The organism is Bombella pollinis, assembly GCF_026385485.1.
In the GTDB taxonomy this organism is placed as follows: domain Bacteria; phylum Pseudomonadota; class Alphaproteobacteria; order Acetobacterales; family Acetobacteraceae; genus Bombella; species Bombella pollinis.
On the sequence record NZ_JANIDX010000001.1, the window covers coordinates 357,928 to 370,022 of the forward strand.

Annotated in this window: 12 protein-coding genes; 6 read left to right on the forward strand and 6 right to left on the reverse strand. The window is 50.0% G+C overall.

All coding sequences use genetic code 11. The annotated features are described in order from the left end of the window. Positions 1-148 precede the first annotated feature (148 nt). Positions 149-781: a gluconate 2-dehydrogenase subunit 3 family protein gene (locus tag NQF89_RS01685; protein ID WP_266137353.1), complete on the reverse strand. Its 633-nt coding sequence runs from the start codon at positions 779-781 to the stop codon at positions 149-151. Between the two features lie 151 nt (positions 782-932). Between NQF89_RS01685 and sucB the strand changes: the two genes are divergently transcribed. Continuing rightward, positions 933-2,042 carry a dihydrolipoyllysine-residue succinyltransferase gene (sucB, locus tag NQF89_RS01690; RefSeq protein ID WP_099026618.1) on the forward strand — a complete coding sequence of 370 codons (1,110 nt, stop codon included), beginning with the start codon at positions 933-935 and terminating at the stop codon, positions 2,040-2,042. A 91-nt stretch (positions 2,043-2,133) separates the two neighbouring features. Here sucB and NQF89_RS01695 read toward each other — a convergent pair whose 3' ends face one another. Next, a complete protein-coding gene (locus tag NQF89_RS01695) occupies positions 2,134-2,508 on the reverse strand; it encodes a DUF3597 domain-containing protein (protein ID WP_155572502.1) in 375 nt (124 codons plus the stop codon). Between the two features lie 96 nt (positions 2,509-2,604). After that, positions 2,605-3,903 carry an adenosylhomocysteinase gene (ahcY, locus tag NQF89_RS01700; protein ID WP_155572501.1) on the reverse strand — a complete coding sequence of 433 codons (1,299 nt, stop codon included), beginning with the start codon at positions 3,901-3,903 and terminating at the stop codon, positions 2,605-2,607. 236 nt (positions 3,904-4,139) lie between these two features. On the opposite strand from ahcY, the gene NQF89_RS01705 reads away from it, so the two are divergent. Together NQF89_RS01705 and NQF89_RS01710 are read left to right on the forward strand one after the other, a co-directional pair. Further along, entirely contained in the window at positions 4,140-5,228 is a 1,089-nt protein-coding gene (locus NQF89_RS01705) for a CorA family divalent cation transporter (protein WP_155572500.1), read from the forward strand. A gap of 283 nt (positions 5,229-5,511) precedes the next feature. Continuing rightward, on the forward strand, positions 5,512-6,954 hold the full coding sequence (locus NQF89_RS01710) for a catalase (RefSeq protein WP_099026622.1): 1,443 nt from the start codon (positions 5,512-5,514) through the stop codon (positions 6,952-6,954). Positions 6,955-7,019: 65 nt separating this feature from the next. Here the strand turns inward: NQF89_RS01710 and NQF89_RS01715 are convergent, their stop codons facing one another. Beyond that, entirely contained in the window at positions 7,020-7,685 is a 666-nt protein-coding gene (locus NQF89_RS01715) for a hypothetical protein (protein ID WP_266137354.1), read from the reverse strand. A 102-nt stretch (positions 7,686-7,787) separates the two neighbouring features. Then, positions 7,788-8,489 carry a pirin family protein gene (locus NQF89_RS01720; protein ID WP_155579785.1) on the reverse strand — a complete coding sequence of 234 codons (702 nt, stop codon included), beginning with the start codon at positions 8,487-8,489 and terminating at the stop codon, positions 7,788-7,790. A gap of 166 nt (positions 8,490-8,655) precedes the next feature. Here NQF89_RS01720 and NQF89_RS01725 point away from each other — a divergent pair, with 166 nt between their 5' ends. Further along, a complete protein-coding gene (locus NQF89_RS01725) occupies positions 8,656-9,591 on the forward strand; it encodes a LysR family transcriptional regulator (protein ID WP_155579786.1) in 936 nt (311 codons plus the stop codon). Positions 9,592-9,698: 107 nt separating this feature from the next. Beyond that, positions 9,699-10,295 carry an NAD(P)H:quinone oxidoreductase gene (wrbA, locus tag NQF89_RS01730; RefSeq protein WP_155572496.1) on the forward strand — a complete coding sequence of 199 codons (597 nt, stop codon included), beginning with the start codon at positions 9,699-9,701 and terminating at the stop codon, positions 10,293-10,295. A gap of 84 nt (positions 10,296-10,379) precedes the next feature. On the opposite strand, the gene NQF89_RS01735 is transcribed toward wrbA, so the two are convergent. Next, the gene (locus NQF89_RS01735) at positions 10,380-11,465 is read right to left on the reverse strand and encodes an A/G-specific adenine glycosylase (RefSeq protein WP_266137355.1); all 1,086 of its coding nucleotides are present in this window, start codon (positions 11,463-11,465) and stop codon (positions 10,380-10,382) included. Positions 11,466-11,511: 46 nt separating this feature from the next. On the opposite strand from NQF89_RS01735, the gene NQF89_RS01740 reads away from it, so the two are divergent. Then, positions 11,512-12,030, forward strand: coding sequence for a DUF721 domain-containing protein (locus tag NQF89_RS01740; protein WP_266137356.1), 519 nt, complete (start codon positions 11,512-11,514; stop codon positions 12,028-12,030). Positions 12,031-12,095: the final 65 nt, after the last annotated feature.

Genomic DNA, 12,095 nt, shown 5'->3' on the forward strand with positions numbered 1-12,095 from the left:
CATCAATTTATAATTTTATAAATTAAAATGTTGTGTTGTCGGTCTTTCTTCTCACGCACGCTATGATTTCACGTCATTTTCGCTTTAAAGCTGAACCCTCTACGGATGGAACTTTTCTCTCACATATAGCCCTTTATCCCACCATGTTTTATGGATGATTCCGATTCAAAAAACGGCGTTCATTTTCAGGCTCAAACGCTTCTTTTTGCTCTAAGCTATGAGCCGAAAATCCTTGTATTTCCTTATCTCCACCGGTCATATTGGCAGAAATACCAAGCTTATCTTGCGCTATAGGATGCGCCAGAAAAGACGATACAATCGCCGTGCGCATATCCCCACTCCACAAAGCCATCTGGGCAGGGGAAAAAGCAGCGGAAGAGCAAGCTGGTAATGTGCCTGCAAAAGCATCATCAAGCAGAGAGCCACGATCTTCAGCCTTTAAGGCTGTATAAGAGGTGCTAAAAAGATGCTGAGCGTAATCATTAAGAGAGGCTAGGCCCATCTCCCAAGCTTTTAAGTCAGTTGGGAGGTCGGCAAAACGCCACCCATCACCCGGCCCGGCGAGGGTTTTATCAATCATAACAGCAAGGTTAAGGTGAACATCACCAAGCAGAGAGCTTTGTGGCAAAATATCATCGCAAACTTGCTCTAAACAATCGAAAGATGATGCAGAGAGATGCTCTCTCTTGCCTTGTTCATCCTCCATACGTTGTAACAGCGCAAAGCGCGTGCGGGCTGATATATGGTCTGATTGAAGGAAATCAGGGGGTGTGCGTGGCATGGTCTTTTCCTATAAGAAAGATGAAAAAAGTAAGAGAAGGCTTTACCCTATTGTCTCATCAGGAGATATAAGGGAATGAAATGCGAGGCCTTTTCTGGCAAGTGGGGGGTAAAACCCGTTTTTCAAGTTCTAAAAAAGCAGGAGACATAAGGTGACGGTTGAAATTAAGGTCCCTGTGCTTGGGGAGAGCCTAAATCAGGCAACCGTGGCACGTTGGCTCAAGCAGTCTGGTACATATGTACAGGCTGGGGAAACGATTTTAGAGCTAGAGACGGATAAAGTGACCCTAGATGTCCCCGCACCAGCGGCAGGGCAATTAACATATGACCTTGCTGAGGGCATTGATGTTGATGTTGGGCAGGTTGTTGCTCTTATTGATGAGACAGCACCACCACCGCGCGTTGCTCCAAAAGAGACGGTGGATGAACACGCCCCAGAGCCTGCGCTTGCGGTGGTTGATGATGCCCCACCGGCCTCTCCCGCCCCTCAAGAGGCTGTATCTGTGAAAGATGATAGGCAAGAGAAAGAACCTTTCATAGAGCATGTGGCTGAGGGGAATGAAGGAGAACGGCGCGTACCGATGAGCCGCCTTCGCCAAACCATCGCCCGTAATTTAAAGGCGGCGCAAAATAACGCGGCTATTCTTACAACCTTTAATGAGGTTGATATGAGCGCGGTGAAGGAATTGCGCGCTCAATATCGGGATTTGTTTGAGAAGAAGCATGAAGGTGCCCGATTGGGCTTTATGTCCTTTTTTGCTCGCGCTGTTATAGGGGCTTTAAAGGATTATCCTATCCTAAATGCACAGATTGACGGCCAAGAGATTGTCTATCGGGATCATGTTAATCTTGGCATTGCTGTGGGAACAGAGCGCGGCTTGGTGGTGCCTGTTCTGCGTCATGCAGAGACGTTGAGCTTTGCGGAGCTAGAGAAACGCATTGCCGATTATGGGAAACGGGCCCGTAAAGGTGGCCTTGCTCTTAAAGAGTTAGAAGGGGGGAGCTTTACCATCACGAATGGTGGAATCTTTGGTTCGTTGCTCTCCACGCCCATTCTTAATGCCCCGCAATCTGGGGTGTTGGGTATGCATGCAATTCAGGAGCGGCCTGTTGCCCGCAATGGGCAGGTGGTCATCCGGCCTATGATGTATGTGGCCCTCTCTTACGATCATCGGCTTGTTGATGGACGTGAGGCGGTAAGCTTCCTCGTGCGGTTAAAAGAGTTGATTGAAGACCCACGCCGTTTGCTTTTGGATATTTGACCCTAAGCTAAATGGTAAAAAAAACCCCTCTATTCTGATTGGATAGAGGGGGTTTTGTTAAAGAGGTAAGGTTATAAGGGGGTGTTGATTATCAATGGCCCCAACCAGCGGGGATTTTGCCACCATTGTTAGCAAGCTCGGTGTAAACTTGCTTAATGAGCCATACATTCATCGTGGCGGTATCGTTTTTATCGCCTGTATAATGCAGCTCATCAGCTAGGGACTGACGAGCCTGTAAGGAGCTGTCGAGCCCTAGGAGCTTGAGAAGATCAACAATCGATTCTTTATAGTTCAAAGGTTGTCCTGCCTTAGCAGCCAGCTCTTTTAGAACAGCATCTACATCGACTTGCGCAACAGAAGGCGTGGCAGATGGTGCAGCATTGTCAGCGGCTTCCGCAGGGGACGTGCCAAGCAGGCTTTTGGCAAAGTGCGAGACTTTGGAGACGATGTCGTTAAAAAGACCCATGATGTAGTCCTTCCTTCAAATAGGAGTGAAAAGGTTGGGCCATGCTCTTTGCCTTCATTTTTATATGAAAGCAAGGAGCATGACTGATAGTAGTGATTAATATCGGTACAGGTCGTGCTTAAACGGCCCTGTTGGGGAAACACCGATATAATCAGCTTGCGCTTGCGTCATCTTAGAGAGAGTGGCTCCGACCTTTGCGAGATGCAAGGCAGCGACTTTTTCATCAAGAATCTTTGGCAATGTGTACACTTTCCCCGCCTCATATTGGCCGGGTTTAGCGTTCCAAAGTTCAATCTGTGCAAGGGTTTGGTTGGTAAAGGAGGCAGACATCACAAAAGAGGGATGACCTGTTGCATTACCAAGATTCACCAAACGCCCTTCAGAGAGGAGGATTAAGCGGCGGTTAGGGGCAAGCTCAATCTCATCAACCTGTGGTTTAATGTTGGTCCATTTATGGTTGCGCAGGGCAGAGACCTGAATCTCACTATCAAAATGCCCGATATTGCAGACAATGGCCCGGTCTTTCATCTCACGCATATGCTCAATGGTGATGATGTCCTCATTACCGGTGCAGGTGACGAAAATATCCCCACGCGGAGCGGCATTTTCCATCGTGACGACTTCATACCCTTCCATAGCAGCTTGAAGGGCGCAGATTGGGTCTACCTCTGTGACCAGCACACGGCAGCCAGCACTCCGCAGAGAGGCGGCAGAGCCTTTACCCACATCACCATAACCAGCCACGACAGCGACTTTGCCAGCCATCATAACATCAGTCCCGCGGCGGATGGCATCAACCAAGCTCTCGCGGCACCCATAAAGGTTATCGAACTTCGATTTCGTCACGCTATCATTAACATTGATAGCAGGGACTTTCAGCAGCCCTTTGCGTTCCATCTCCCAAAGGCGATGCACGCCTGTTGTGGTTTCTTCAGAGATACCGCGAACCTCTTTGAGAAGGTCGGGGTATTTTTCGTGCATGAGGGTTGTAAGGTCCCCCCCATCATCAAGGATCATATTAGGTGTCCAGCCATCAGGGCCTTTGATGGTCTGCTCAATACACCAAATGAACTCCTCCTCATTCATCCCCTTCCACGCGAAAACGGGGATATTTGCTGCAGCAATGGCTGCGGCGGCTTGGTCTTGGGTGGAGAAGACATTGCAAGAGGACCAACGGACCGTTGCCCCAAGGGCGATGAGTGTCTCAATAAGGACAGCGGTTTGAATGGTCATATGCAGGCAGCCAGCAATCCGCGCGCCTTTAAGCGGCTGGCTTTTGCCATATTCGGCACGCAGAGCCATCAGGCCCGGCATTTCCCCTTCTGCGATGGAGATTTCCTTACGGCCCCAATCGGCAAGGGACATATCGCGGACTTTGTAATCCTGTTTACTCATTTATTGTTCCTCAGCTTTTTGCTGTTTTTGGACCTCATAACTATAGAGCCTTGCATAGTCGGTGGGAAGGAGAGGAGGTTAAGAGTTTCCAGCAGAAAATAAGCCTCCCTATATTGCGTCCTATTTAGCAACGTGCCAGAGAACAAAGCGCGCTTTTAAATAAGGGGCGTTATACCTCCCAGAGGGAGGGATGGCCGTGCCTTCGGTCCGGGTTAAAAACTGTAATGGGGGTGGTTATGCCCGACAATACTGTTCCGACTTTCTCTTTTACAGTGCTGGACCCTGCTTTAAAGGAGGCTCATTCCGTCCCACGCATTAAAGGGCTTGTTTGGGCGATTGAGGCTGTGCCGGGGAAGGGCATCACCCCGTTGGAAGCCGATGAGGTCCAACGTATTTTGCAATCTCCCGCTGTGGAAGACCCAGAAAATGATGTGTTGTTAGAGGCGAACTCATGGTGTTGGCTGCATTTTGATACGGTTCATCGCTCTGCACGCAGCCATGTAGGGCGTTTGCCCGGTATGCCAGAAGATGTTGGCATGATGTTAGCAGAGACGGATTACGGCATTGCGTTGGAAGCCGCGGATGATACGGTTTGGGGGGCTTTACCGGCTTTTGATGATGCGTTAGCGGAGGAAGATCGCGAGATTTGTGCATGGCGGTTTGCGATGCGGCAAAATTTGCTCATCACCACGCGCCGCACGCCCATCCCTGTTTTAGGATCGGCTTATCGCTCCTTACAGACACAAGGTGTCCCGCGTAATCCCGCTGGGGTTATAGACCGTGTTTTGAGGGACTTTACCGGGACGGTACGCCGCCAACTGGGCCAGCTTGATGATGAATTAGACCGCGCGGAAGATGTCCTCTTAGCTATTGAGCATGGCTCCGACCTTGGGCATCTTGGTGGGATTGTAGGTAAAGTGCGCCGCCGTGCGACAGAGCTGCGGCGCGTTGTCATGCCGATTGACCGTGTATTGCGTGATGAAGATCTCGACCTCCCCGATTGGGCGGAGGATGATTTGCGTGACCGTGCCGAGCGACAGATTCATGCTGCGTTGGATGACCTCATCGCTTTACAAGACCGCGCGCGTTCGCTGCAAGATGAGCTTGCCTCTAGCCAAGCTGAAGAAACAAACCGCCGCCTATGCATTGTCTCTATTGTGACGACCCTTATGCTCCCTGCCACATTAGTAACGGGCTTCTTTGGGATGAATACCGGCGGTATGTTCCTAGCCTCTGGCGGGTTAGGCACCATCTTTGCGGGAGGGTTGTGTGTCGCGGCCATGATTGTGACCTTCATCTTTATGAAGATGGCACGGCTTTTTTAGACAAATAAAGGAAGGAAACAGTAGCACAGAGCGTTGTTGCAAATTATTATCATAATAAATACTTACAGTCTTATATCGGTACTAATTATGAGAGACGATTATGTCATTCTTTTAAAGAAAAAGGGGATGGACAGCATCCGCAAACCTGCTTATCCTCCCGCATTGAAGGCTAATACCGGAGTGGATTGGAACTGTTTATTAGAGAAACAGGATTAATCATCTTCCTTTTCGCGTAGGTACTACCTATTTTCTGACATCAGATAGTAAGGAAGGAGTCCTTTAAATGTCTGATAAAAACATCATTCGCACAACAGCCGGTGCCCCTTGGGTGAGCAATCAGGACAGTAAATCTGCTGGTCCTCGTGGTCCGTTGCTGCTGGAGAATTATCAGCTAATTGAAAAGCTGGCTCACCAGAATCGTGAGCGTATCCCAGAGCGTACCGTCCATGCTAAGGGTGTTGGTGCCCATGGGACATTGACTGTCACAAAGGACATCACGAAATATACATGTGCGTCTCTTTTCTCCAAGGTTGGGAAGAAGACGGAGATGTTCTTGCGGGCTTCCACCGTTGCTGGTGAGCGCGGGGCTGCTGATGCCGAGCGTGACGTACGCGGTTGGGCGCTGAAGTTCTATACCGATGACGGTAACTGGGATTTGGTGGGTAATAACACGCCGGTCTTCTTCATCCGTGATCCGATCAAGTTCCCGGACTTCATCCATACGCAAAAGCGTCATCCACGCACTAATCTGCGTTCTGCTACAGCGATGTGGGACTTCTGGTCTCTTAGCCCGGAGAGCTTGCATCAGGTCACTATCCTGATGTCTGATCGTGGTATCCCTAAAGGCATCCGTAACATGAACGGGTATGGCAGCCATACCTACTCCATGTGGAATGCGAAAGGTGAGCGCTTCTGGGTGAAGTTCCACTTCAAGACCCAGCAAGGTCATGAGTTCTACACAACTGAGGAAGCGGCCGAGGTTGTTGCTAAGACCCGTGAATCCACACAAGAAGACCTGTATGAGAACATCGAGAAGGGGAACTTCCCCAAATGGACGTTCTATATCCAGGTGATGGAAGAAGAAGAAGCCGAGCGCGTCAACTTTAATCCGTTTGATGTAACCAAGGTTTGGTCTCATAAGGATTATCCGTTGATTGAGGTTGGTGAGCTAGAGCTTAACCGCAACCCAGAGAATTACTTCGCTGAGGTTGAGCAGGCTTCGTTCTCTCCATCCAATATTGTGCCGGGTATTGGTTTCTCTCCTGACCGTATGTTGCAGGGGCGTATCTTCGCCTATGCAGATGCGCATCGCTACCGTGTTGGGACGCATTATGAGGCATTGCCGATTAACCGTCCTAAAATCAAGGTGAAGAATTATCATCTTGATGGGCCGATGCTTCATGATGTGCCAAAGCGTGGCGATGGCGATTATTATGAGCCAAACTCCTTTGGTGGCCCGGTAGAGGATTTAGCAGCGATGGAGCCGCCGCTGCGTGTTAGTGGGGATGCCACCTATTACGAGCATCGTAAGGATGGTGACGACTTCGCTCAGCCGCGTGCTTTGTTCCATCTGTTTGATGCAGGGCAGAAGCAGCGTCTGTTCAACAATATCGCAGGGGCTATGGCTGGTGTGCCGCAAAATATCATCGACCGTCAGCTTGCTTTGTTTGAGAAGGTTGACCCTGCCTATGCCGAAGGGGTCCGTAAGGCTCTAAAAGGCTGCTAAGCTGGTTTAAGCATCTACGCTAAACTAGGGAAAAGCCCTCTGCGTATATAACGCAGGGGGTTTTTTTATGTGTGGATATGGATGATGAAGGTAGAGGCAAGGGAGGGATCATCACCTTGTTGTAAGGTGATGACATCTTGTTGTCCGGCGGGGAGTTGCCCAAGGCGTGTTAATTCAGAAAGATTTTCAGGGAGGGGGACGTCAATCTCTCCAATATGGAGATGGAAGGGCACCTCTGATGAAACATGAGCTGGGCCAATAACATGCTGATTTAACGCGCGGAGTTCAGCGTGGTTTTGGTCGATGAGGCGTGCAAGCCCTTTATAGCCCTCTAGTGTTAAGGGGAGGAAAGAGCTTGCTTCATCTTGGCTCTCGGCAGTGAAATCAAGCGTATTATCCTCCGACCTAAAGGTAAGCCAATGACGGTTTGTTTCTGCATTGCGGAGGGTTATCAAACCGCGTGATGTGGGGATGATGTCACTCTCTGGCAGAGGGAAGGGGAGGGAGATGCGTTTATGAAACCGTGCCGTGAGAGGGGGGTTATCCTCATAAGAGGTGAGAGGAGCCTTTAGATAAAGGGCAAGGCCGGGGAGCTGATGTGCTGTAAAGGGTTGGAGGATAATTGCATCAGCAAGGCTATCATGGCTCATCATTTGGCCTGTTGCATCTAATAGCCAGAGATGATGGGCGTTTGCTGCTGTCATATGCTCAAAAGGGGAAGAAAGAGGCATAATAATCCTACCGGAGTGTCTCATAGGCATATAGGTGGCATATAGGTTTCACGGGAAACATTCTAGTTGAAACCATAAAATTGCACCCCGGTAGGTTTGGGGTTAGGCCGTTACATCGACTAAAACCACTTCCGTATCCTCTAGGGCTTTTAGTGTTAGAGCTTCTTGTTGGGCGATGGCGGCCCCAGCGCGGGATGTGATGCTTTGCCCATTAAGGAGGAGGCTGCCCTTAGCGGGGACGAGATAGCCCAGTCGGTTTTCCCCTAATTGATAGCGGATATCTTGCCCTTTTTGTAAATTGAAGCCAACCACACGGGCATCTGCATGGATAGGCAAAGCCCCCTCGTCCTCAGCATAGCCGGAGGCGAGGATGCTCATCTGGCTTGTTTGGTCATTTTTGGGAAAATGACGCGTCCCCCAAGAGGGCGCATGGCCTTTTGATGTGGGAATGATCCATATTTGGAATATCTTGGTAGGGATGGCCTCAAGATTATATTCGCTGTGGAATATCCCCGTCCCAGCAGACATCACTTGTACATCACCAGCTTCCGTCCGCCCGCTATTGCCGAGGCTATCTTTATGGGTAATAGCCCCTTCACGCACATAGGTGATGATTTCCATATCCCGATGAGGGTGGGTGTCAAACCCTGTACCGGGGGCGATGATATCATCATTCCATACGCGGAGATGGCCCCAATTCATACGCTTAGGGTCCATATAATGAGCAAAGGAAAAATGATGATGAGCGTCCAGCCACCCATGATGCGCATGGCCCAATGTTGCAAAGGGACGGATGTCTATCATGATAGAAGAACTCCTTCATAAGGTGATAGGAGGAGTCTAAAATCTAAGAGATAGATAGTGTATAGAAAGAAAAGAAAGCTATTTGTTCTAAAACTATCATCGTCTTAATTTTGCACCATTTTGTTAATATAAAATTAACTTCCTTATCGGGAGGCTATGAGACGCCATGAAATTACCAGACTTTGAAGCATGGGCTATTTTTGCCAAAGTGGCTGAATATGGCTCTTTCTCGCAGGCAGCGAAGGAACTGCAACTCTCCCCGCCGACTGTCTCTAAAGCGGTGAGTCGTTTAGAGCAGTCTTTAGGTGTGTCGTTATTCAGCCGTAATTCTCGGCATATGTCCATCACACAAGCTGGGCATATGGTGTTGGAGCGGGCAAATCGTATCTTTTTAGAAGCGGAGCTAGCAGAGGCTGAGGCGCGTGGGGGGAAGGTTCAGCCTTCTGGTCTTATTAAAATAGCAGCCCCTACGATTTTCGGTATTCGGCATATCTCGCCTATTCTCCCTTCATTTTTGGAAAATTATCCAGAGATTGACCTTATGGTTAATTTTAGTGATTCTTTTGTGGATCTGATTGCCGAAGGTTATGACCTTGTAATTCGTATTACGCGGCTAGCTGATTCCGCACTAACTGCGCGGAAGTTGTGTACCGTGCGGCGGTTGCTTGTTGCAGCCCCTTCCTATGCGGCCTCTTTAGGGGGGATAACACACCCACGGGATTTAGAAGGCCAAAAGAGCTTTATTTATAGCAATGGTGTGGCACCGGGGATGATTCGCCTTATGGGGGAGGGGGTGCATAAAGGGGAGGTTTATATGCTTTCCCAAAAGGCGCGCCTTCAATCAGATAATGTAGAGGGCTTTCTTCCGGCTTTAGAAGCGGGGTTAGGCTTTAGTCTTTTGCCAGAGTTTTTAGTAAGTGACGCGCTGGAGGCAGGGCGATTGGTGGGGCTTCTCCCCGGTTGGCATGTGGAGGATGTAGGGTTGTATCTTGTCACAACGGGGCGGGCTTTGCGCCCACAACGCGTTACGTTGTTGATGGAGCATCTCATACGCCATTTTGAAGCTCCTTCATGGCGGAAGGGTAAGGCTATAGAAACGTGAAAAGCTCCCTTTCTATTTTTGTTCTATGCGCCTCATGATCTGACCATTAGCGTATGGGGTGAAGTGACCTTTTGATAGAGAAGGTCACGCGGAAAAGGTGGCGTAATATGTCGAAGATTCTTGTTCTTTATTATTCCTCTTATGGTCATGTAGAGACAATGGCCTATAATATTGCAGAGGGTGTGCGCAAAGCTGGGCTAGAGGTAGATGTAAAACGTGTGCCGGAATTAGTGCCCGAAGAGGCGGCGAAGGCGCATCATTTTAAAGTGGATCAAAAAGCCCCAATCGCCTCGCCTGATGATTTGGTTCATTATGATGGTATTATTGTTGGGGCACCTACGCGCTTTGGGCGTTTACCAGCACAGATGGCCAATTTCTGGGACCAAACGGGTGGTCTTTGGGCAAAAGGGGCATTGATTGGTAAGGTCGGTGCTGTTTTTACCTCCACAGCGACCCAGCATGGTGGGCAGGAGACAACGCTTTATTCTTTGATGTCTAACTTGTTGCATCATGGCTTAGTGATTAGTGGGCTACCTTATAGCTTCCAAGGACAGATGCGTAATGATGAGATTACCGGTGGTGCACCTTATGGGGCGACGACAATTGCCTCAGGTGATGGCTCTCGTCAGCCAAGTGAGACAGAGCTAGAGGGTGCGCGCTTCCTCGGGCAGCATGTGGCAGGGCTGGTAAAGAAGCTTGCCTAATTTTGCTGGCATGTGACCTTATGAGGGAAGGGAGGCTGGGGCCTAGCCTCCCTTTTTATGTCTCTATGTTTCATGTGAAACAATTTAGCGCATAACAGGTTTATGCTGTGTCCCGATGAGGAGGCACTTCTTCATCACGCTAGAGAGAATGGCCTCTTTAAAGGGGAGAAAACGACCATAAGAGGCAGGGATAGGGTAGTTGCTCTTAGCCGGTAAGGTGCAGCCATAAATATGGACCATTAAGGTGAAATGGCTGAAAATATGCTTCACCTCCCCGCAATGCTCCCATTGGGTGGGGAAGGGCGCATCATGCGTAAAAGCTGTTTTTTTAAGCTGTGTAAGGGAGGGGGTTATTTTGTCATCCGCCCATGGCGTGCCGGGGAGTTCATCTGTGCCACCTAATAAGCCTGATGGAGGACGGGGGCGGAGTAAGACGCGGCCTTGGGCATCAATGATGCGAAAAAGAATGGCATGGCGCGTGGGGCGTGGTTTTTTCTTCTCCCGTGCAGGGAGCAGGGGGGCTAGATTGCGTATTCGGGCGAGGCACTCTTCATGCCATGGGCAGGTTAAGCAGGAGGGCGAACGGGGAGAGCATAGGCTAGCCCCGAGGTCGAACAAAGCTTGTGCAAAATCGGAAGGGCGCGCTTGTGCGGCGGGGTCATCATTTAGATGGCTGGCAAGCTGAGCTAAAAGCGGGCGCGAGGCGGGTAAAGGTTCCTCCACAGCATTGAGCCGTGCTGTGATGCGCTCCACATTGCCATCAACAGGCACGGTGGGAATATTAAAAGCAATGGCCGCAATCGCACGGGAGGTATAAGCCCCAATGCCGGGGAGTTTTTGTAGGGCTTCAATTGTAGAGGGAAATCCTCCTATCTCGTGAACTGCTTTGGCACATGCATGTAAGTTACGGGCCCGTGCATAATAACCAAGCCCTGCCCAAAGTTGGAGGACTGTCTCTAAGGGGGCAGCGGCGAGAGCATCAATTGTGGGGAAATGCTCTAAAAAACGCTCATAATAAGGGATGACTGTTTGCGCGACAGTCTGCTGGAGCATGATTTCACTGAGCCAGACATGGTAAGGCTCTGCTTGCTGGCCGGGGGCTGCACGCCATGGGAGGTTACGGCGGTGGCGGTCATACCATTGGAGAAGTTGGGCGGAATTAGGTGTCACGATGGGCTTAGTACGCTATGATGAGGGGGGAATAATGGGGCAGTATATGACGGAAGATTCATCGGAAAAAAAGACAAAGAAAGCGGATAAGACAGAGTATCGCCGGGTTGGGGGGCGGATGATAGGTGCGCTTTTACCACGATTAACCCAGCCAATCTTCCGTAAAAAATCGCCCCTTTATGTGCGTCTGCTTATGGAGTGGGAGACGCTTGTAGGGACAGCCTTGGCAGAGGTGAGCGAGCCATGCCGTTTGCGGCCGGGTGTGTTGACGATACGATGTTGTGGCCCCGCAGCGGTGGAGATGCAATATGCAGCCCCGCGTATTTTGGCCAATATTAATACAGCTTGTGGTTTATCGGGGGCAGATGCTCTAACGCAGATTAAATTATTGCAGGATCGCCCGGTCCAACCAAAGAGAAAATCCCCCCCTCGCCCTAAGCAATGCAATGGGGCGTCCATCGCAGTGGAGGGTATAGATGATGAATCACTTAAAGAAGTGTTGGAGCGTCTAGGCAGCCATGTTTTGGCAAAAAAACAAGGCGGGAAACGCGAGAGGCGTTTTTAGGTTTGCCTAAAATATAAGATGCATAAGGAGAGGCCCTAGACCCCGGCTCTCCGTTATGGAGATGC